21 protein-coding genes are annotated in these 20,161 nt (G+C 35.7%); 12 read left to right on the top strand and 9 right to left on the bottom strand.

Going from position 1 to position 20,161, the window contains the following annotated elements; translation table 11 throughout:
• Nucleotides 1-51: 51 nt before the first annotated feature.
• The gene (gndA, locus tag FBT53_RS12455) at nt 52-1,461 is read left to right on the top strand and encodes an NADP-dependent phosphogluconate dehydrogenase (RefSeq protein WP_169630360.1); all 1,410 of its coding nucleotides are present in this window, start codon (nt 52-54) and stop codon (nt 1,459-1,461) included.
• Between the two features lie 64 nt (nt 1,462-1,525).
• Here gndA and carB read toward each other — a convergent pair whose 3' ends face one another.
• Both carB and rpmH read right to left on the bottom strand, forming a co-directional pair.
• Nucleotides 1,526-4,378, bottom strand: coding sequence for a carbamoyl-phosphate synthase large subunit (gene carB / locus FBT53_RS12450; protein ID WP_136951518.1), 2,853 nt, complete (start codon nt 4,376-4,378; stop codon nt 1,526-1,528).
• A gap of 99 nt (nt 4,379-4,477) precedes the next feature.
• Nucleotides 4,478-4,636: a 50S ribosomal protein L34 gene (gene rpmH / locus FBT53_RS12445; protein WP_082433296.1), complete on the bottom strand. Its 159-nt coding sequence runs from the start codon at nt 4,634-4,636 to the stop codon at nt 4,478-4,480.
• A gap of 272 nt (nt 4,637-4,908) precedes the next feature.
• On the opposite strand from rpmH, the gene FBT53_RS12440 reads away from it, so the two are divergent.
• Both FBT53_RS12440 and FBT53_RS12435 read left to right on the top strand, forming a co-directional pair.
• A complete protein-coding gene (locus FBT53_RS12440) occupies nt 4,909-5,664 on the top strand; it encodes a DUF6263 family protein (protein WP_169630359.1) in 756 nt (251 codons plus the stop codon).
• Nucleotides 5,665-5,674: 10 nt separating this feature from the next.
• The gene (locus FBT53_RS12435; protein ID WP_136951516.1) at nt 5,675-6,190 is read left to right on the top strand and encodes a DUF2892 domain-containing protein; all 516 of its coding nucleotides are present in this window, start codon (nt 5,675-5,677) and stop codon (nt 6,188-6,190) included.
• 29 nt (nt 6,191-6,219) lie between these two features.
• Here the strand turns inward: FBT53_RS12435 and FBT53_RS12430 are convergent, their stop codons facing one another.
• Nucleotides 6,220-7,179, bottom strand: a complete 960-nt coding sequence (locus tag FBT53_RS12430) for a lytic transglycosylase domain-containing protein (RefSeq protein ID WP_136951515.1) — start codon at nt 7,177-7,179, stop codon at nt 6,220-6,222.
• Between the two features lie 27 nt (nt 7,180-7,206).
• Nucleotides 7,207-7,887: an alpha/beta hydrolase gene (locus tag FBT53_RS12425; RefSeq protein ID WP_169630358.1), complete on the bottom strand. Its 681-nt coding sequence runs from the start codon at nt 7,885-7,887 to the stop codon at nt 7,207-7,209.
• A 173-nt stretch (nt 7,888-8,060) separates the two neighbouring features.
• On the opposite strand from FBT53_RS12425, the gene FBT53_RS12420 reads away from it, so the two are divergent.
• Nucleotides 8,061-8,351 (top strand): GNAT family N-acetyltransferase, encoded by a 291-nt coding sequence (locus tag FBT53_RS12420; RefSeq protein ID WP_209066180.1) that lies wholly within the window; start codon nt 8,061-8,063, stop codon nt 8,349-8,351.
• A gap of 34 nt (nt 8,352-8,385) precedes the next feature.
• On the opposite strand, the gene mtaB is transcribed toward FBT53_RS12420, so the two are convergent.
• From mtaB to FBT53_RS12405, 3 genes are all read right to left on the bottom strand, one after another.
• Nucleotides 8,386-9,714 (bottom strand): tRNA (N(6)-L-threonylcarbamoyladenosine(37)-C(2))-methylthiotransferase MtaB, encoded by a 1,329-nt coding sequence (mtaB, locus tag FBT53_RS12415; RefSeq protein ID WP_136951513.1) that lies wholly within the window; start codon nt 9,712-9,714, stop codon nt 8,386-8,388.
• Between the two features lie 89 nt (nt 9,715-9,803).
• Nucleotides 9,804-10,979, bottom strand: a complete 1,176-nt coding sequence (locus FBT53_RS12410) for a GlmU family protein (RefSeq protein WP_136951512.1) — start codon at nt 10,977-10,979, stop codon at nt 9,804-9,806.
• 87 nt (nt 10,980-11,066) lie between these two features.
• Nucleotides 11,067-11,318, bottom strand: coding sequence for a type B 50S ribosomal protein L31 (locus FBT53_RS12405; protein WP_136951511.1), 252 nt, complete (start codon nt 11,316-11,318; stop codon nt 11,067-11,069).
• 168 nt (nt 11,319-11,486) lie between these two features.
• On the opposite strand from FBT53_RS12405, the gene FBT53_RS12400 reads away from it, so the two are divergent.
• The 8 genes from FBT53_RS12400 to FBT53_RS12365 all read left to right on the top strand — a co-directional run bounded on the left by FBT53_RS12400 (nt 11,487) and on the right by FBT53_RS12365 (nt 18,777).
• A complete protein-coding gene (locus FBT53_RS12400) occupies nt 11,487-12,017 on the top strand; it encodes a DUF4199 domain-containing protein (protein ID WP_136951510.1) in 531 nt (176 codons plus the stop codon).
• 40 nt (nt 12,018-12,057) lie between these two features.
• Nucleotides 12,058-13,026, top strand: coding sequence for a glycosyltransferase family 2 protein (locus FBT53_RS12395; RefSeq protein ID WP_136951509.1), 969 nt, complete (start codon nt 12,058-12,060; stop codon nt 13,024-13,026).
• Between the two features lie 103 nt (nt 13,027-13,129).
• Nucleotides 13,130-14,839, top strand: a complete 1,710-nt coding sequence (locus tag FBT53_RS12390; protein WP_136951508.1) for a phospho-sugar mutase — start codon at nt 13,130-13,132, stop codon at nt 14,837-14,839.
• A complete protein-coding gene (locus tag FBT53_RS12385) occupies nt 14,839-16,665 on the top strand; it encodes an ABC transporter ATP-binding protein (protein WP_136951507.1) in 1,827 nt (608 codons plus the stop codon). The genes FBT53_RS12390 and FBT53_RS12385 overlap by 1 nt, the downstream gene beginning before the upstream one ends.
• 84 nt (nt 16,666-16,749) lie before the next feature.
• Nucleotides 16,750-17,292, top strand: a complete 543-nt coding sequence (locus tag FBT53_RS12380; protein WP_136951506.1) for an RNA polymerase sigma factor — start codon at nt 16,750-16,752, stop codon at nt 17,290-17,292.
• Between the two features lie 32 nt (nt 17,293-17,324).
• Nucleotides 17,325-17,861 carry a hypothetical protein gene (locus tag FBT53_RS12375; protein ID WP_136951505.1) on the top strand — a complete coding sequence of 179 codons (537 nt, stop codon included), beginning with the start codon at nt 17,325-17,327 and terminating at the stop codon, nt 17,859-17,861.
• Complete coding sequence (locus FBT53_RS12370; protein WP_136951504.1) at nt 17,845-18,294, top strand: sensor of ECF-type sigma factor; 450 nt, start codon at nt 17,845-17,847, stop codon at nt 18,292-18,294. The genes FBT53_RS12375 and FBT53_RS12370 overlap by 17 nt, the downstream gene beginning before the upstream one ends.
• A gap of 105 nt (nt 18,295-18,399) precedes the next feature.
• Nucleotides 18,400-18,777 (top strand): DUF6515 family protein, encoded by a 378-nt coding sequence (locus FBT53_RS12365; RefSeq protein WP_136951503.1) that lies wholly within the window; start codon nt 18,400-18,402, stop codon nt 18,775-18,777.
• Between the two features lie 44 nt (nt 18,778-18,821).
• Here FBT53_RS12365 and FBT53_RS12360 read toward each other — a convergent pair whose 3' ends face one another.
• Both FBT53_RS12360 and FBT53_RS12355 read right to left on the bottom strand, forming a co-directional pair.
• Nucleotides 18,822-19,355, bottom strand: coding sequence for a cupin domain-containing protein (locus FBT53_RS12360; RefSeq protein WP_136951502.1), 534 nt, complete (start codon nt 19,353-19,355; stop codon nt 18,822-18,824).
• Between the two features lie 12 nt (nt 19,356-19,367).
• Nucleotides 19,368-20,150: a fatty acid desaturase gene (locus FBT53_RS12355; protein ID WP_136951501.1), complete on the bottom strand. Its 783-nt coding sequence runs from the start codon at nt 20,148-20,150 to the stop codon at nt 19,368-19,370.
• Between the last annotated feature and the right edge of the window lie 11 nt (nt 20,151-20,161).

Raw genomic sequence — 20,161 nt, 5'->3', positions numbered from 1 at the left:
CTCAGAATTCACTTACTTAGCAATGTCTTAACAGACGTAAATACAATAATTATGACAAAGAAATATGATTTTGGATTGGTTGGTCTCGGGGTTATGGGACGCAATTTTATCCTTAATGTAGCTGATAATGGTTTTACGGCCTTCGGTAACGACTTGGACCAAGAAAAGGTAACTGCTTTGATAGAAGAAGGTGGTGACCCAGACAAGGTAAATGCAAGCACCAACGCCAAGGAGTTTGTTAATGCACTGAATACCCCTAGAAAAATTATGCTTTTAGTGCCCGCAGGTAAAATTGTGGATAGCGTTATAGATAATCTTTTACCTTTTTTGAATAAGGGAGATATTATAATTGATGGAGGGAACTCCTTTTTTACAGATACAGACCGTAGAGAGGCCTATCTAAAGGAGAAAGGCATCAACTTTTTTGGTGCTGGTGTTTCTGGTGGAGCAAAGGGTGCACGTAAAGGGCCAAGTATTATGCCTGGAGGAAGCCAAGAGGCGTACCAACACGTAAAACCTATTTTTGAAGCCGTTTCTGCCAAATATAATAATGAGCCTTGTGTAGCCTATTTAGGACCTAAATCGGCAGGGAATTATGTGAAAATGGTGCACAATGGCATTGAATATGGTCTAATGCAACTGACTTCTGAAATTTATGACTTGCTAAAAAAAGCAGGTAATCTTACCAACGAAGAGTTGCACCAAACTTACGCTAAATGGAACCAAGGAAGATTACAATCATTCCTAGTTGAAATTACCTCAGAAATATTTGCACAAAAAGACACCGAAACCGATGGTGATTTGGTAGACCAGATTTTAGATAAAGCGAAGCAAAAAGGTACCGGAAAATGGACCTCTCAAAATGCAATGGATTTGGGGATACCTGTACCTACTATTGATATTGCCGTAAGTATGAGGGAGATTTCCGCATTAAAGGCAGAACGTACCAAAGCAGACGAACTTTACGATAGACCAAACCCTGAGGAGGTTATGAAAAAAGCACTAGTAGAAAAAAGTGAAAATGCCCTTTACTTTGCTTTTATCATGGCCTATGCTCAAGGTATGCACCAATTAGCAGACGCCAGCAAAGAATATGGTTACAACCTTAACCTTGGCGAAATTGCAAAAATTTGGAGAGCCGGGTGTATTATAAGAGCTGGGTTGTTAGCGGACATTACGGAAGCCTTCCAGGCTAATCCAGAACTTCAAAACCTATTATTGGCACCAAGTTTTATAGAAAAAGTACAAAACACAGTGAAAGCTACTAGAGAATTGGTCGCCTATGGTGCTACTAATGGCATTCCTTTACCTGGTTTATCCAATTCGCTAACCTATTTTGATGCGTACACCTCTGAACGTTTGCCATTGAATTTAATACAGGCTCAACGTGATTATTTTGGTTCACATACGTATGAAAGAATTGATAGGGAAGGTATTTTCCATACGGAATGGGAAGACTAAACGATAGCCCTAAAATAAAAATGCCCCGATATACGGGGCATTTTTTATGAAATAACTTTCCTTATTATTTACTCAAGTACATTTTTCTTCTTGAATATAAATTATAGAATTCGTCATCTTTTAAGCTATCTATAAACAAGATACTTTCTCCAGTACTTTTCATTTCTGGACCAAGATTCTTATTTACATTAGGGAATTTATTGAAAGAGAATACTGGTTGCTTAATAGCATAGCCCTCTAGTTGTGGGTTAAAGTTAAAATCCTTTACCTTTTTATCGCCTAGCATCACTTTTGTAGCATAATTTACATAAGGCTCTCCGTAAGCTTTTGCAATAAATGGCACTGTTCTAGAAGCTCTAGGATTCGCTTCAATGATATATACCGTATCATCCTTAATAGCAAATTGAATATTAATTAAACCTACTGTGTTCAACGCTAAAGCAATTTTCTTGGTATGATCTTTAATTTGTTGAATTACAAACTCACCCAAATTAAAAGGTGGTAAGGTAGCATTAGAATCCCCAGAGTGGATACCACAAGGTTCTATGTGCTCCATTATACCAATAATGTATACGTCTTCACCATCACAAATGGCATCTGCTTCTGCTTCAATGGCCCCATCTAAATAATGGTCTAACAACAACTTATTATTTGGGATCTTACGCAGTAAATCTACCACGTGTTGCTCCAAATCTTTTTTGTTTATAACAATTTTCATTCCTTGGCCACCCAAAACGTAAGAAGGCCTTACCAACAATGGGAATCCAAGTTCATCTGCTAAATCCAAAGCTTCATCTGCAGTTTCCGCTGTACCAAATTTTGGATAAGGAATGTTATTCTCTTTTAAAAGTGTAGAGAAACTACCTCTATCTTCTGCTAAATCTAAAGATTGGTAGCTAGTACCAATAATTTTAATACCGTATCTATCTAGTTTTTCTGCTAGTTTTAGTGCAGTTTGCCCACCAAGTTGTACAATTACGCCTTCTGGTTTTTCGTGCAAAATAATATCATAAATATGTTCCCAGAAAATAGGCTCAAAATAAAGCTTATCTGCGGTATCAAAATCGGTAGAAACCGTTTCTGGGTTACAGTTAATCATGATAGTTTCGTAATCGCACTCAGCTGCTGCCAAAACTCCGTGTACACAGCAATAGTCAAACTCAATACCTTGTCCTATTCGGTTTGGTCCTGAGCCCAATACTACTATTTTCTTTCTATCTGTTACTACAGAATCATTTGCTACAAAACGTTTACCATCAGCGGTTTCAATTTCCTCTTCAAAAGTGGAGTAATAGTAAGGAGTCATTGCTGTGAACTCTGCGGCACAGGTATCTACCAATTTGTATACGCGATTAATATTGAACTCCATACGTTTTTTATGTACTTCGCTCTCATAACAATCTAACATGTGCGCAATTTGCCGGTCTGCAAAACCTTTTTGCTTAGCTTCTAATAACAATGATTTTGGCAAGCTTGCAATAGTAAATTTATTAATTTCTTGCTCTAAACAATGTAATTCTTCATACTGTTTAAGGAACCACATGTCAATTTTAGTAATCTCGTTAATACGCTTTAACGGGATACCCAATTGTATGGCATCATAAATAACAAAAACACGGTCCCAGCTAGGAACAGTAAGTTTTTGTATTATAGTTTCGTAATCTTTTAAGCCTTTACCATCTGCCCCTAATCCATTACGCTTAATTTCTAAAGACTGCGTGGCTTTGTGCAATGCTTCTTGGAAAGAACGGCCGATACCCATTACCTCTCCTACAGATTTCATCTGTAAACCCAATGTTCTATCAGAACCTTCAAATTTGTCAAAATTCCATCTTGGAATCTTAACAATAACGTAGTCTAATGTTGGCTCAAATAATGCTGAGGTTGACTTTGTAATTTGGTTGTCTAACTCATCTAGTGTGTACCCTATAGCTAATTTAGCTGCGATTTTGGCAATGGGATAACCCGTAGCTTTAGAAGCCAATGCAGAAGAACGAGACACCCTTGGGTTAATCTCAATGGCAATAATTTCTTCTTCTTCATCCGGACTTACTGCAAATTGAACGTTACAACCCCCAGCAAAATCCCCGATGCTACGCATCATTTTAATCGCCATATCTCGCATTTTCTGAAAAGTACGGTCAGAAAGTGTCATTGCTGGCGCTACGGTAATAGAATCGCCTGTATGTATCCCCATAGGGTCCATATTCTCTATGGTACAGATAATAACTACGTTGTCATTCTTATCTCGTAACAATTCTAACTCATATTCCTTCCAACCCATCATTGCCTTATCTATCATTACCTCGTGGATAGGAGATACTTCTAAACCATGACTCAATAAGTCATCAAACTTTTCTGGTTCATATACAATAGAGGCTCCAGCCCCACCAAGGGTAAAAGAAGCTCTAATTACTAATGGAAAACCAAATTCTTGAGCAATTTCCTTACCTTTTAGGAACGAGGTTGCTGTAGATTGCGGTGCCATACCAACACCTATTTTAAGCATTAACTCACGGAATTTTTCTCGGTCTTCTGTAATGTTAATTGCATCTATATCTACACCAATAATTTCTACACCAAAATCTTCCCAAATGCCTTTTTCATCTGCTTCTATACATAAATTCAATGCCGTCTGGCCACCCATGGTTGGTAGAACCGCATCTATATTTGGGTGTTTTTTTAGGATTTCTATAATCGATTTTGTATTCAGCGGTTTTAAATACACATGGTCTGCCATTGACGGGTCTGTCATAATCGTGGCAGGATTGCTATTAATTAAAATGGTCTCAATACCATCTTCTCTTAAAGATCTAAGGGCTTGTGAGCCAGAATAGTCAAATTCACAAGCTTGACCGATGATAATTGGACCGGAACCGATGATTAAAATTGATTTTAAGTCTTCTCTTTTTGGCATGCTACTATGGGTATTGTTTTAATCGTTAAATATAGGTCAAAAAAAAGGTGCTAAACTGAAACAGTAGCACCTATTAATTTATACGTTATCGACAATCATTTATTTTTTGTGTCGTGGTTCTGAGGAAACAGTAAGTTTTTTTCTCCCTTTAGCTCTTCTTCTAGCAAGAACTTTCCTGCCATTGGCTGTTGCCATGCGCTCTCTAAAACCGTGCTTATTTCTTCTTTTTCGCTTTGAAGGCTGATATGTTCTTTTCATTGTATCTCTTTTATTATGAAACCAAAGGCGTCTTGAAAAATTCTGGGCGCAAATATACAAAGAGTTTTTGCATTGACAAATCCTTTCTAAAAAATGTTTGTATTAGTTTTGTTGCAGAACAAAATAAACCAAAAAAAGTGGGGCGTCAAAACTTACACCTAACAATAATTCTTCTTTTTATTTGTATAACAACAAGTTACACCCAAACACAGTTAGGTTATAACTTAGAGCCTGGTGCTGTTTTTAAGATAAAACAAGAAGCAAAACAGTTAATGACTCAAGAAATTCAAGGAACAAAACACGAATTAACCAATAATTCAAGTGGAATTTTTCAATTTAAAATTCTAGAAAAAGAGCCCTCAGCTTTTAAAATTGAACTTCAATTTGTTGAATTTGGATTAAAAACGGAGTCCAATTTGCAAGGAGTGATTATAGAGGTGCATACTAATAATCCTGTTGAAGGTGATGTTACTTCTAACATGTTTGCGCAACTTGTAGATAGACCTTTAATACTTACCATGACCAGAGAAGGTAAAATTATAACGGTAGACGGTGGTGATGAACTGGTTGATAATATGGTAAACAATGCAGGCGATTTAGATGAGAATACTAAAAAAATCATGAAGAACTCTTTGAGTAAAGAATTCAGTTCAGCAGGATTGGCGAACAGTTTTGAACAAATGACCTACATCTACCCTACACAACCAAAAAAAGTGGGTGAAGAATGGCAAACCAATTTTAAAGGAAAAATAACCGCAACCAACAATTGGACGCTAGAAAAAGTAGTAGGTAAAACAATTTTTACTACTGGTAACGCAGAAATGACCATGCAAAATGCAGATGCAGGATTTTCTATAGATTTGACAGGAACGCAAGAATTATTGGTAGAGGCAAATGCCTCTACTGGATTTATAAATAAAATGATGGTTTCTGGCCAAGGAACCGGAACATCTGTTATCTTGGCGAACGGTGTGGAAATACCTACCACCTTAGAACAAACAATTACTTACGAATTAATTACAGAATAACAACACCCCTATGTTCAACAAAAACATAAAACTAGTTATTGCTGCTCTTATTATTGGGTATGCTGTATATCAATTTATTGAAGGAAATATTGGCAATGGAATTGCATTAATTCTATTGGCTAGTATTTTTGTTTTCTTATACTTTAGAAACGAGATTATATTGATGTCTTTCTTAAAAATGAGAAAACAAGACTTAGAAGGTACCGAGCAATGGTTAACTAAAATTAAAAATCCTGAAACTTCTTTGGTTAAAAAACAACAAGGATATTACAACTACTTGCACGGTATTATTTATTCTCAAAGAAATCTAACGCAGGCAGAAAAATACTTTAAAAAAGCACTTAAGCTTGGGCTAAATATGGATTATGATGTAGCTATGGCTAAATTAAGTTTAGCAGGTATTGCTATGCAAAAAAGACGTAAAAGAGAAGCAACAACCCTTTTACAAGAAGCTAAAAAATTAGACAAAAACAACATGCTTACAGAGCAAATTAAAATGATGCAACAACAAATGAAGAAGATTTAATCTTCTTCATTTGTTGTACCTACAAAATACTATTTACTCTCTCTGTAATACCCCTTGTTAGGGATTTCTATGGTATATTTTTTACGAGAACTGTTGTTTAAATGCGGCTCTCGCAACCAAGGATTATGCCTTTTAAGCACTTTGTAGTTAATTTCATAAAGTGATGCAAACTCTGCCCAGCTGGTTACAGCCGTATCTACCTCCACAGTAAATGTTGGCACTTGTGTATAGTAATCTTCTTTTTCTAATTGAAAACCATATTTTTCTGGGTTTGAAAGAATCTCCTTTATCGCCATAATACGAAAAACGTATCTACCAGTTTCTTGCCCCAACAGCAAATCGTAATAGTCATCCACGTTTTGTATTTTCATATATTTTTGAATACCACCAGGACCGGCATTATACGCAGCTGCAGTAAGCGTCCATGAACCAAACTTATCTTTCCATCGCTTTAGATATTCGCACGCCACTTGAGTGCTTTTTTCTATATGGTATCGTTCATCTACATTATCATTCACCTCTAGTCCATATTCGCGTCCTGTAGCACGCATTATCTGCCAAAAACCTGTTGCCCCAGCAGGACTTACTACATTTTGCAAACCACTTTCTGCAACAGCCAAATATTTAAAATCTTCTGGTATGCCGTTTTTAGCTAATATAGGTTCTATGATAGGGAAATATTTGTGCGCACGTTTCATTAAAAGTACGGCATTACTCTGCCAGTAGGTATTCACCAAAAACTCCCTATCTATACGTTCCATTATTTCTGGGTCGTCCATTGGCGCTGGCTCTCCAGCAAAATTCAAATTCTCCGGAATATCTATAGCGCTAATTTGATAGGTATCTGCCACATTTTTGTCTACTTTACTAAATGTAGAAATTGTAGTTTCCTCATCATTTTCTTCTGTTTGCTGTTGTACTGCATATATAAGTGATCCCATTACAAAAAGGAACCCTATGCCTGCCAGAATATTTTTTAAATACTTCATTATTACCTCTTATTTCAAAGCAAGATACTATGAAAATACGTCACTTTCTTCTAAAATTATTGCTGGTAAATGTTCATTAAACCATTTAGCTCTGTAAATTATCATGGTATGCTTACCATTATTAACTGTAATACAATTCTTTATATTGTTTACAGGAAAAACTTTATCTGTATCGCCATGAATATGAATGATATTTTTAAGAGGCAACTCTTGTTTCCAATTTACAATTTGATTTATAGCCCAATGCAAATACCTCCTATCCCTTACATCTAAATAGATTTGATACAGTTTTAATCTATTTTTTACCTTTTCTCCCATAGCGTATTTAGCCAAAAACTCTACGTTCTCAAAAATAGACATCGGAAAAATGCGATGGATTTGAGTTAATCGTGCTAACCTAATACGTTTTGGCATCTCTTTATATGTTTTAACACTAGAGATTATTATTAACTTTCTAACCTTTAGAAATTTAGCCATTTCTTGCACAACCAATCCACCAAAAGAAACCCCTATCAATACTGGGTCTGTATGTTTAATTTGATGAGCCATTTGTTGCGCATATGCTTTTAAGGTAGTTTTCTTATCTGGAAGATGCCATTTTAGAAAGTGACAAGTAAACAGCTCAGGGTCTAATTGTATATGGTCAAAAATGGCTGGACTAGCCGCCATACCAGGGACAAAATAGACGTGGATTTTATTGGTGCTCAATGTGTAAGGCCTTGTGTTTACTAGGATATTACCAATATTTTAACTAACTTTACAGTCTATCCTTAATTGGAAAGAAACCTATCTATAGGATTATAGAATTTAAGCTGTTAAATACGATACTAAGGTATTGTTTATTTTTTTGCTTAAAGTTAAAAGTAAACCAAAACTATATAATGGAAATGGAGATTAATGACAACAGTTTCTTACGTCAGTTTGAAGCTACAGTTGATGGACAACTTGCCAAGATTGAGTATTCTTCTCAAGAAAGAAAAGTATTTTTAACCAAATTAGTAATCCCAGAAGGCGTTACGCAAGAAGGTTTTAAAGAAAATTTCATCAAAGCCGTATTACACCACTTGCAAGAACAAAATCTCCGTGTGGTGCCAACCAGTCCCCACATTGCCGGGTTCCTTAGAAAAAATAGGCAATACAAAGAAATGTTGCCAGTAGGCATCAGAATCTAAGACATTATACCCTGACAAATTAGTCAGGGTTTTTTTATGCTATTTCTTGTTGAGTAACAAAAGAAAATCGTACTAAGCCATCTTCATCTATTGAACCCAGTTCTACTTGGTGTAACTGATTTACCAATGCTGGATTCCAAGGCGTCTTTACTTTTACATAATTTTCTGTAAAACCATGAATGTATCCTTCTTTGTTTTCTCCTTCAAACAATACAGTTCGTATACTTCCTAACTGGCTCTCATAAAAAGCTCTCCTCTTTTTAGCAGATAACCCTCTTAGCATTTTACTGCGCTTACTACGCACATTTTTGGGGACTACCTCGTCCATTGTTGCAGCAACGGTATTATCCCTCTCAGAATAGGTAAAAACGTGTAAGTAAGAAATATCTAAAGCATTTAAAAAATTATAGGTTTCTATAAAATCTTCATCGGTCTCCCCAGGAAAACCAACAATAACATCTACACCAATGCATGCATGTGGCATCACTTCTTTTATGCGTGCCACTCTATCTACGTAAAGATTAGTAAGATATCTTCTACGCATCAACTTTAAAATCTTATCACTACCACTTTGTAAAGGAATATGAAAATGTGGCACAAAACTATTGCTTTGAGTTACAAAATCTATAGTCTCGTTCTTAAGGAGATTTGGCTCTATAGAAGATATACGCAATCTATGAATCCCATTCACTTTATCCAAGGCTTGCACTAACTCAAAAAAAGTATGCTCGTGTTTTTTATTTCCGAACTCCCCTTTGCCGTAATCCCCAATGTTAACACCCGTTAGAACAATTTCTTTAATGTCTTTGGAAGCAATTTCGGCCGCATTTTTCAATACATTCTCTAAGCTGTCACTTCTAGAAATTCCACGAGCTAAGGGTATAGTGCAATAGGTACATTTATAATCACACCCATCTTGCACTTTTAAAAAAGCTCTTGTTCTGTCTCCTATAGCATAGCTGCCCACATAAAAGTCAGCCTCATTAATTTCACAAGAATGCACCTCTCCCTTATCATTTTTTGTAAGATCATTTAAGTAGTCGGTGATTTTAAATTTCTCAGTAGCACCTAAAACCAAATCAACTCCATCCACAGCAGCTAGCTCTTCTGGTTTTAATTGTGCGTAACATCCCACCGCAGCAACAAAGGCTTCGGGATTCGATTTTTGTGCTTGTTTTACAATAGTTTTAAAGCGTTTATCAGCATTTTCAGTTACTGAACAGGTATTAATAACATATATATCTGCGTTCTCAGAAAAATCTACTCGGTCAAATCCTTCTCCTTCAAACCTCCGAGCTATTGTTGAAGTCTCAGAAAAATTTAACTTACAACCAAGAGTATAAAATGCTACTTTCTTCTTCATTAACTATCTAAAATGGCCTGCAAAGGTACAAAATTTGCGGTTTTTAAGCATTTAGCCAATGTAATTACACTTGAACTAATGTGTGTAAATTAATCTTTACGCCACTTTTTAGTTAGCTCAAAAACAGCTTCAAAAAGTTCTTTTTCTACGGCATCAAATTCTATATTTCTTCGTCCCATCATGGCTTTGGCTGTCTCAAAAGCTTTATTGGTCCTGTATGTAGTAAAACCAGAGGCACCACCCCAACTATAACTAGGAATAAAATTGCGCGGAAAGCCACTACCAAAAACATTGGCATTCACCCCAACAACGGTGCCTGTATTAAACATCGTATTAATGCCAGCTTTACTATGATCCCCCATCATTAACCCACAAAATTGCAAACCGGTATGCGCAAAACCTTCCGTTTGGTAGTCCCAAAGACGCACTGCTGCGTAATTGTTTTTTAAGTTAGAGGTGTTGGTATCTGCTCCTAGGTTACACCACTCTCCTAGAACAGAATTACCAAGGAAACCTTCATGACCTTTATTACTGTAAGCAAACAAGACAGAATTATTAACCTCTCCCCCCACTTTACAATACGGTCCAAATGTAGATGCTCCATAAATTTTTGCTCCCATTTTTAACACAGCATGCTCACACATGGCCAGCGCACCTCTGATAATACACCCTTCCATAATTTCCGCATCTCTACCTATATAAATAGGTCCTGTAGATGCGTTTAGAATGCTACATTCTACCTTGGCTCCTTCTTCTAAAAATATGTTTTCTGGTGCTATAACCGTATTAGTGGTTGATATTGGTGCACTTATCCTACCCGTTGTTAAAAGATTAAAATCTTCCCTTATAGCCTCATCATTCTTTGCAAAAATTTCCCAAGTATGTTTTATAGTTAATCCTACATCATTTAACTGCTTTATCTTATAATTGGAAGCATCATATTGTAAGGAATCTTCCTTAGAAACATACGCAACAATATCTTCTTTAAAAAATAATGCTTCTCCAATATTCAACCCGTTTATTTCTGCAAGCAATGCCTTTGTTGGTAAATAAGTAGCGTTAATTACCACATTGGTTTTTCCTAATTGTAAAGGAAATTTTTGAGCCAAATAATCCTCCACAAAATAAGAGACCTCACTAGCTAAGTAATTTTCCCATTTTTCCTTAATGGTTAAAATACCAACACGGATTTCACCTATTGGCCGTGTGTACGTAAATGGTAATAATGCTTGCTTGTCATTACCATCAAAAAGAATGTAGTTCATGCCTGAGTTTTTCTAGATTGTAAAAATAAAAAAACGCCTTCGTTACAATAACGAAAGCGTTCTGATATCATTGTAAACAAAAGTTTATTACTTCTTGAACTTTTTGTACTTGTTCTTGAACTTATCAATTCTACCTGCAGTATCCACCAATTTAGTTTTACCTGTGTAGAAAGGATGAGAGGTTCTAGAGATTTCCAACTTCACCAAAGGATATTCAACACCATCAACTTCAATGGTCTCTTTAGCCTCTGCGGTTGATTTTGTGATAAAAACATCCTCATTGGACATATCCTTAAAAGCAACCAATCTATAGTTTTCTGGGTGTATTCCTGTTTTCATTACTACCTTAACTTTAAATCTATCTCAATTTTTCAGGCTGCAAATTTAGTCAAAAAATACTCACACACAATGCCTGAAGCGTAAAAATCTAAAAAATATTTTTAAAGTTGTAACAAAATTTAAAAAAAGAATACTTACTAGCTGTAATCAACTAAATCAAACACAAAGATGGAAAACAACAAACCCACCACAGGCAAGGTAGCTCTAAAATATGGCATTATCTTAGGATTAATTGGTATCACTTTTAATCTTATGCTATATTTTCAAGACTTACACTACCAAATAGATATGAGCAGAATTTTTCTTGCTTTAGGCTTAGGTGTAGTGCTAACAATAATTGCCTCAATATTAGGGATTTTAGAGTTTCGCAAAGCGAACAACGGTTTTATTTCTTTTCCAGAAGGATTAAAAATTGGTGTTGGTGCTACCCTGATTAGCGGGGTTATCGGAATTATTTTTGGTTTTGTACTAGCACATGTCATTGACCCAGATATGACGGATAAAGCCATAGAGTACTCTACTAATATGATGTTAGAATCTGGTATGGACCCAGAAATGGTAGAAAAACAAATTGAAAGCCAAAAAGATCCCAATTACGTACTACAAATTGCTGGTGGTCTAATTTTTAATCTATTTATAGGTTTTGTAGGGACTTTAATCCCTGCCCTAGCTTTAAAAAAGAGTGAACCTCAATATTAAACAAAAACACTACTTTTGAGGGGAATTACTGTAACAAACAATGCAATTATCCATTGTAATCCCTTTACTTAACGAAGAAGAATCTTTGAACGAATTATACGATTGGATTGCCCGCGTGGTACAATCCAATCGTTTTTTGTATGAAATCATTTTTATTGATGACGGTAGCACAGACAAATCTTGGGAAATTATAGTTGCACTGTCAAAAAAAGACCCGCAAGTAAAAGGGATTCGGTTTCTAAAAAACTTTGGAAAATCGCAGGCATTGCATGCTGGATTTAAAATGGCGCAAGGTGATGTGGTGATTACCATGGATGCCGATTTACAAGACAATCCAGAAGAAATACCAGAGCTCTACCAAATGATTAAAGAACAACACTATGATTTAGTCTCTGGCTGGAAACGAAAACGGTACGACTCCGTCCTTGCAAAAAACCTACCTTCTAAGCTATTTAATTGGGCGGCAAGACGCACCTCTAACGTGCAGCTGCACGATTTTAATTGTGGCCTTAAAGCCTATAACATTAAGGTTATTAAAAACATAGAGGTCTCTGGGGAAATGCACCGTTACATCCCTGTTCTAGCTAAAAATGCAGGTTTTAGTAAAATTGGAGAAAAAGTAGTACAACACCAAGCACGCAAATATGGTGCTACCAAGTTTGGCATGGAGCGTTTTATAAATGGATTTTTAGATTTACTTACCATATGGTTTGTTTCTAAATTTGGCAAACAACCCATGCATCTTTTTGGGGCTTTAGGCGCAATGGTTTTTATTATTGGTTTTGCTTTTTCTGTTTATTTAGGAATAGATAAATTATTTATCAACCCAACTGGGAGATTAATTACGAGTAGACCGCAATTTTTTATAGCACTGAGCTGTATGGTGATTGGCACACAACTGTTTTTGGCTGGCTTTATTGGCGAATTATTCATCAGAACCAAAAAGGCACCTCAGAATTACAAAATTGCAGCAGTTATTAGCCCAGATTCTGTTGCAGAAGTAGATTAACCAAAAGTTTAAGTGCTTAGTAGGCATCACTTTTAAATAATTTAATACTTTAGTCGTTACTTCAAATTAGCAAGAAAATTCTTAAAGAAAATAGATAAAAGATATGGACTCCATCATTAAGACCGCACAATCCTGGCTTACAGATTTTTTTGATCCTCAGATAAAAGAAGAAATCAATCGTCTCATCAAAGAAGATTCAGAAGAATTACAAGATTCTTTTTACAGAAACCTAGAATTTGGTACTGGAGGTATGCGTGGTGTAATGGGTGTTGGTACCAATCGTATTAACAAATATACGTTGGGTAAAAACACACAAGGGTTAAGCAATTACTTAAAACAAATCTATGCTGGGCAAGAAATCAAGGTAGTTATAGCGTACGACTGTAGGCATAATAGCGATACGCTTTCTCAAACCGTAGCAGAAGTACTTTCTGCTAATGGAATTAAGGTTTATCGTTTTTCAGCCTTAAGAACTACTCCAGAACTCTCTTTTGCTGTTAAACATCTTAATTGTCACGCAGGTATTGTTTTAACAGCATCTCATAACCCACCAGAATATAACGGTTACAAAGTATATTGGACAGATGGTGGCCAAATAGTACCACCACAGGATAAAGAGATTATTGCAGAAATTAATAAACTTAGTTTTGAGGATATAAAGTTTGAACCCAATACAGCATTAATTGAAGCTATAGACACCGATGTAGATGAGGCTTTTTTTGAAGCTTCTGTTGCTAACGGCAATTTTAATGCTGCTGCTAAGGACGATTTTAAAATTGTATTTACAAGTATACACGGAACATCCATCACTGCTATTCCAGAAGTATTGAAGCGTGCAGGCTATAACAATGTTACTGTTATAGAAGAGCAAGCTACACCGGATGGTAATTTTCCAACAGTAAAGTCTCCTAATCCAGAAGAACCAGAAGCATTGGCTATGGCTTTGGCAAAAGCAGAGGAGATTGGAGCAGATATGGTTGTAGGTACTGATCCAGATAGTGACCGTTTAGGCATTGCCGTACGTAATCTAGACGGAAAATTAGAGCTTTTAAATGGTAACCAAACCATGGTTTTAATGACTAAATTCTTATTAGACCAGTACAAAGCCAAAGGTTTTAAAGGGAACGAATTTGTAGCTACTACTATTGTTTCAACTCCAATGATGGAAAGAATGGCCAAGGAATATGGAGTAGAATGTAAAATTTCTTTGACAGGCTTTAAATGGATTGGTAAGATGATAAAAGACTTTCCCGAACAACACTTTATAGGTGGTGGTGAAGAAAGTTTTGGCTACATGGTGGGTGATTTTGTGCGCGATAAAGATGCGGTAACCTCTACCCTCTTGGCTTGTGAGATTGCCGCCCAAGCAAAAGCGAACGGTAGCTCTTTTTATGAAGATTTAATTGATGCCTACGTACAATTTGGTTTCTATAAAGAAAAATTAATTTCCATTACAAAAAAAGGGATGAGTGGTGCCGAGGAAATTAAGCAAATGCTTAAAGATTTTAAAGAGAACCCAGTAGAATCAGTTGCCGGATCTAAAGTAAAGTGGATAGAAGACTACAATACCTCTATTGCTAAAAATGTACAAACTGGTGAGGAAAAGGCCATAGATATTCCAAAGTCTAATGTTTTAATTTACGAAACGGAAGATGGCACTAGAATTGCCGCTAGACCTAGTGGAACGGAACCAAAAGTGAAATTCTACATTAGCACCAATACAAAATTGGAAAAAACCGAAGATTATAAAAAAGTGGCAGCAGAACTTGACAATAAAGTCAAGAGTATTCTTGCTGAGCTTAATTTAGCTTAATGAACTATTTCAAAAAGATTCTTCGCTTTGCGAAGCCTTACAAGATATATGCAATTTTAAACATTATATCTAACATCTTTTACGCACTTTTTTCAACATTGGCAATGATATCATTATTTCCAATGTTGAACGTGCTTTTTAACCAAACGGAAAAAATATTTACCAAACCAAAATGGAGTGGTATAACCAATCTAAAAGATTATGTAACAGATTCTCTAAACTTTTACATAACAGAACAAAGCCAAAAAACCGATTCGGGCGAAGTTCTTATGTACATGGTTGGGCTAATTATTACCATGTTTCTATTAAAGAATCTTTTCAATTATTTAGCCATGTATTTTATTACGTTTCTACGTAACGGTGTCCTTAAAGATTTACGTAATGAACTATATAATAAGACTGTAGAATTACCTATATCCTATTATTCTGAAAAACGTAAGGGCGATACTATTGCGCGTATAACTTCAGATGTATTAGAAATTCAACATTCGTTTCTATCTATATTGGAGCTAATCGTTAGAGAGCCCTTAACTATAATTTTTACAATTATAGCAATGCTCACCATTAGCCCGAAACTTACATTGTTCGTTTTTCTGTTTCTTCCGTTATCTGGATTCTTAATCTCCTTGATTGGTAAATCGTTAAAACGTAAATCGGACAAAGTTCAGCAAGAGCAAGGCTACTTCTTATCCATTTTAGAGGAAACTTTGGGCGGACTTAGAGTTATAAAAGCGTTTAATGCAGAATCTGTATTCGCCAGAAAATTTCAGTCTTCTACGAAAAGATTTTTTAGTTTTTCGAACAGTTTGCTAAACAGACAAAACTTGGCTTCCCCAACCAGTGAATTTTTCGGAATTGCAGCCATTGGTGTAATTCTATGGTACGGTGGACAAATGGTTCTTGTTGAAAAAACACTTGAAGCAGAACTTTTTATTACCTACATGGCTTTGTCTTACCAAATTTTAACGCCAGCGAAAGCAATAAGTAAAGCATCTTACGGAGTTAAAAAAGGAAATGCTGCTGCAGAACGTGTTTTAGAAGTCTTAGAAACGGAAAACCCTATTTCCGAAATAGATAACCCTATTCAACAGGACACTTTCACCAAAGCTTTGAAGATTGATAATATTTCCTTTAAATATGAAGATGAATATGTGCTAAAAAATTTCAACCTAACCATTGAAAAAGGAAAAACAGTAGCTCTTGTGGGACAATCCGGTAGTGGAAAAAGTACCGTGGCCAACCTCATCACGCGTTTTTATGATGTTAATGATGGCGAAATTTTAATAGACGGAACCAACATTAAAGATTTTACCAAAAAGTCTGTCCGTGGACTTATGGGCTTAGTTACACAAGACTCTATCCTCTTTAATGATACGGTTAAAAACAATATTGCCCTAGGTAAAGAAAATGCTACTGATGAAGAAATTATCGCTGCCGCAAAAATTGCCAATGCACATGATTTTATTATGGATTTGCCAAATGGCTACAATACCAATATTGGAGATAGTGGCAACAAACTAAGTGGCGGTCAAAAACAACGTTTATCCATTGCTCGTGCTGTACTTAAAAATCCACCAATCATGGTGTTAGATGAGGCTACTTCTGCCCTAGACACCGAAAGTGAACGTTTGGTGCAAGATGCCTTGGAGAAAATGATGCAAAATAGAACTTCTTTGGTTATTGCACACAGGCTTTCTACCATCCAAAATGCAGACCTCATCGTGGTCATGCAAAAAGGTAAAATCTTAGAACAAGGCACACATGAAGAACTTCTCAAATCCAATAAGGGTTATAAAAGGTTGGTAGAGATGCAAAATCTGGCCTAGCTAGTATAAACGTTCAATAAGAAATTTTAGACTTCGTTTTAAACCTTTTCCTAAATTTAAGGTCAAAGGGTAAAACATCTTTTTTTGGTTGTAGAAGAAACATTAGTTGCAGAGCTAAAAAACAAAGAAACCCAAGGTAAAGCCTTTGAGGTGTTGGTAAACCATTACAAAGAACGGCTGTATTGGCACATTCGCAGAATTGTGTTAAATCATGATGATGCAGATGATGTGCTACAGAATACATTTATTAAGGTATACCGTAACATTGAGGGTTTTAAAGCCAACAGCAAATTGTATTCTTGGATGTATCGCATCGCAACAAATGAGTCGCTTACTTTTCTAGAAAAAAAATCTAAAAAACTAGGAAAAAGCACAACAGAAATGCAAGCGTATTTGGTTGAGAATCTAGAGGCAGATGTCTATTTTGAGGGTGATGCCATTCAGCTTAAATTACAAAAAGCCTTGGCCACCCTACCCGATAAACAAAAAATGGTTTTTAATATGAAATATTTTCAAGAAATGAAATACGAAGAAATTTCAGAAATTTTAGAAACATCGGTAGGAGCCTTAAAAACATCATACCATTTGGCTACCAAAAAAATTGAAGCGTACCTTAAAGCGCATTAAACCAATAGAATGAAAAAGGGTCTAATAGAAAAATGAAAAAGGATAAAGATAAATCGCATCAATTACCAGAGGGCTACTTTGAGCAGTTCAACCAACGATTAATGGATAGGATTGCTAATGAGGAAGAATCTAAGACCAACAGCATTATTCCAAAAACGGACGGTTTTAGCATTCCAGAAGATTATTTAGAAACCGTGTATGCCAATACAGCAAAAGTAGTAGAACTCAATACAGCCCCAAAAATAATAGCCATCAACAGCTACAAAAAATGGCTTGCTGTAGCAGCCTCTCTTGCTTTGCTGATAACACTGTATTTTAGTACACAGCCCAAAACAAATAAAGAACTAGTTAATTTTGATGGCTTGGCTGCGACAGAAATACAAGAGTATTTACAAGCAAACACAGACGAATTAACCTCTTATGAACTTGCTTCCCTTTTACCCACAGAAGCACTTGGCAATACACTTTTTGTAGATGAATCCTTAGAAAGTGATGCCATCTTGGAGTACTTAGATGAAAATGTAGACGAATTAGAAGACTTAAATCTGGATTATGAATTATTTGAATAAACTATTACTCAGCTTAGTTCTTGGCGTAGTGTTTGTTAGCCCAAAATTACAAGCACAAGAAGAAGGCAGAGACCGTATAAAATCTTTGAAAATTGCTTTTATATCAGAAAAGCTAGCGTTAACGCCAAAAGAGGCCGAAAAGTTTTGGCCTATATATAATGAACACGAGGATACTGCTGATTTGCTAAGGCAAAAAGAGCGTAAATACTTTGGAAGAAATAGTGCAGATGCGGCAACGCTGTCAGACGCACAAGCTAGCCAATTATTGAAAGAATTAGAGGCCATGCACGAAGAAAGATATAAATCTGGAAAAGTATATGTGCAAAAATTGAAGACTGCTATTCCTGAGAAAAAAATTATACTTCTTTTAAAAACAGAAGAAAACTTTAAAAGAAAACTTATTCAGCAATTTAGACTAAGGCGCGGCAATTAAACCATATATGGATTGCAGTAAAAGAGAGACTTAACGTCTCTCTTTTTATTTAAACCTTTTTTCATTTTTACAGTCTTACATATACAAACCATAAAAATTGTAGTCATGAAAAATGTAAAGAATGTTTTTATAGTGCTATTTTTATTAGGTGGTATGCTGATGACAACTGCCCAAACTACGGTAATTAGAACCTACCCTAGAACAGGAACTGTAGTAACCACAATACGTAAACCTAAAATTGTAGTACATAAAAATACCCGTTTTTATTTTGCAGATGGAGTTTGGTACAATGTAAATAACAAAAAGTATGTAGTGGTATCTGCACCAACAGGTTTAACCATAAATCGCTTACCAAGAGCCAGAAAAGTAGTGATTGTAAACGGAAAAAGACTTTTTAAATATAGAGGAGTATTTTACAAGAAAACAGGTAGAAATTTTGTGGTAGTTAATGTGCAACACCCATTACTATCTGTTTATTTTTGATGTTTGATTGATGGGAATGGGAGCGGTATAAACTGCTCCTATTTTTATTTGCCATACGCTAGTAATAACTGTTTTTTATACCCCAAAACCATAGCGATACCGTTTAACATAGAAAATCCCAATCGTTGTAAAGTGTAAGGTAGTTTTGCACTATAAGCATCCATCATGTACAAGGCAACCACACTTTTTAATATATTCTTGGGGAGCCCGTTTTTACCAATCTTTGTATCCCTTACTAACCCGTACATAATTCGCAATCCATCACTCAAGCAATCAGGATTTTTTACTGTAACCACAAATTGCGTAGCATTCTTACCTTCATTATAAAACCGATGTGGCGTAAATGGTTTTACAGCTATTTTTTGATTGGCCTTTAATTGCGTACTTCCTTCATTTGTTTCTAAAGTCAGTACACCATTTTCTACCAAAAACTCCTCCGTTATTCTAGAATGAAAATGCAATTCCTTTTGTCCTCCTTTAGGCTCTACAATAGTTCTAAAGCGTAGCACTGAGGAGGCATCCTCTAAAATCGAGATTTCGTCCTTTATATAAGGGTTTTTAAAAGTGGTTGCCTTCATAGAAAATTACAGCTAAAACGTTTGTTTTTTCTCTAATTCTGGTAGCGCATCATCTATTCGTTTTGCTAACACTGGCAATTTAATAGTGGGTACCGCAGGGAATAAATGATGTTCTAAATGGTAAAACATACTAAAAGTAAGCTTGTTTTTCCACCCACCTCTTTGCGTTCTTGCAAACTCCGGGTTATCATGGGTATCGTGGTGTACAGTCCATACAGCAAAAAAGGACATTAAGAATTCACCTATTAACATGACTATCATGTGATACATTAACCAATGTATTTCTAAATAAAAAACCAAGGTTACAGCAATGCATATAGAAACTAGCTTCAAAAGCATATTTCTTCTGTATTTTTTGTTTCCTATCTTCCAAGTAATCTGGTGAATTTTAAAAATATGAATGGGACCATATAATATAGCACCATACCACGTCATATGTGCAGACTTGCCTTCTTGGTCTTTCTCTGTTAAGCAATATTTATGATGTCTTAAGTGATTAAACTTTACCGCATGGATAGAAACCACCATAAGTATACTATTTAAGTATAAACTTAACCACGTTAAAAATTTGTTGGTCCCTAAAGAATTATGAAATCCATTATGCACTTGCCTTAAGGCTGTTAAAAAGAAAAAGCCAGAAAATGGTAAGGCAATCCAGTAATAGCCATACCAGGCCAAAGTCCAAGATATTAAAGCCCAAGGAATGGTCAAATTGTTTTCAATTAACATCTCCTTTAACGTCAATTTCCTCAAATCCTTCCAAGCAACTTTTTTTAAAATTTCATCATGAGTCATCCTAAAATTTT

It is taken from the genome of Flavobacterium sp. ASW18X, assembly GCF_005144745.1.
Classification (GTDB): domain Bacteria; phylum Bacteroidota; class Bacteroidia; order Flavobacteriales; family Flavobacteriaceae; genus Croceivirga.
The sequence above is the reverse complement of the archived record's forward strand: the minus strand, read 5'-3'. Positions and strand labels throughout refer to the sequence as shown.

What these genes read in the sequence shown, in the direction of transcription:
- FBT53_RS12365 (WP_136951503.1), top strand. Translation starts at nt 18,400, where the DNA reads ATGAAAAATGTAAAGAATGTTTTTATAGTGCTATTTTTATTAGGTGGT.
- gndA (WP_169630360.1), top strand. Translation starts at nt 52, where the DNA reads ATGACAAAGAAATATGATTTTGGATTGGTTGGTCTCGGGGTTATGGGA.
- FBT53_RS12355 (WP_136951501.1), bottom strand. Translation starts at nt 20,150, where the DNA reads ATGACTCATGATGAAATTTTAAAAAAAGTTGCTTGGAAGGATTTGAGG.
- FBT53_RS12420 (WP_209066180.1), top strand. Translation starts at nt 8,061, where the DNA reads ATGGAAATGGAGATTAATGACAACAGTTTCTTACGTCAGTTTGAAGCT.
- FBT53_RS12400 (WP_136951510.1), top strand. Translation starts at nt 11,487, where the DNA reads ATGGAAAACAACAAACCCACCACAGGCAAGGTAGCTCTAAAATATGGC.
- mtaB (WP_136951513.1), bottom strand. Translation starts at nt 9,714, where the DNA reads ATGAAGAAGAAAGTAGCATTTTATACTCTTGGTTGTAAGTTAAATTTT.
- FBT53_RS12375 (WP_136951505.1), top strand. Translation starts at nt 17,325, where the DNA reads ATGAAAAAGGATAAAGATAAATCGCATCAATTACCAGAGGGCTACTTT.
- FBT53_RS12435 (WP_136951516.1), top strand. Translation starts at nt 5,675, where the DNA reads ATGTTCAACAAAAACATAAAACTAGTTATTGCTGCTCTTATTATTGGG.
- FBT53_RS12370 (WP_136951504.1), top strand. Translation starts at nt 17,845, where the DNA reads ATGAATTATTTGAATAAACTATTACTCAGCTTAGTTCTTGGCGTAGTG.
- FBT53_RS12385 (WP_136951507.1), top strand. Translation starts at nt 14,839, where the DNA reads ATGAACTATTTCAAAAAGATTCTTCGCTTTGCGAAGCCTTACAAGATA.
- rpmH (WP_082433296.1), bottom strand. Translation starts at nt 4,636, where the DNA reads ATGAAAAGAACATATCAGCCTTCAAAGCGAAAAAGAAGAAATAAGCAC.
- FBT53_RS12390 (WP_136951508.1), top strand. Translation starts at nt 13,130, where the DNA reads ATGGACTCCATCATTAAGACCGCACAATCCTGGCTTACAGATTTTTTT.
- FBT53_RS12395 (WP_136951509.1), top strand. Translation starts at nt 12,058, where the DNA reads ATGCAATTATCCATTGTAATCCCTTTACTTAACGAAGAAGAATCTTTG.
- FBT53_RS12410 (WP_136951512.1), bottom strand. Translation starts at nt 10,979, where the DNA reads ATGAACTACATTCTTTTTGATGGTAATGACAAGCAAGCATTATTACCA.
- FBT53_RS12405 (WP_136951511.1), bottom strand. Translation starts at nt 11,318, where the DNA reads ATGAAAACAGGAATACACCCAGAAAACTATAGATTGGTTGCTTTTAAG.
- FBT53_RS12440 (WP_169630359.1), top strand. Translation starts at nt 4,909, where the DNA reads ATGACTCAAGAAATTCAAGGAACAAAACACGAATTAACCAATAATTCA.
- FBT53_RS12360 (WP_136951502.1), bottom strand. Translation starts at nt 19,355, where the DNA reads ATGAAGGCAACCACTTTTAAAAACCCTTATATAAAGGACGAAATCTCG.
- carB (WP_136951518.1), bottom strand. Translation starts at nt 4,378, where the DNA reads ATGCCAAAAAGAGAAGACTTAAAATCAATTTTAATCATCGGTTCCGGT.
- FBT53_RS12430 (WP_136951515.1), bottom strand. Translation starts at nt 7,179, where the DNA reads ATGAAGTATTTAAAAAATATTCTGGCAGGCATAGGGTTCCTTTTTGTA.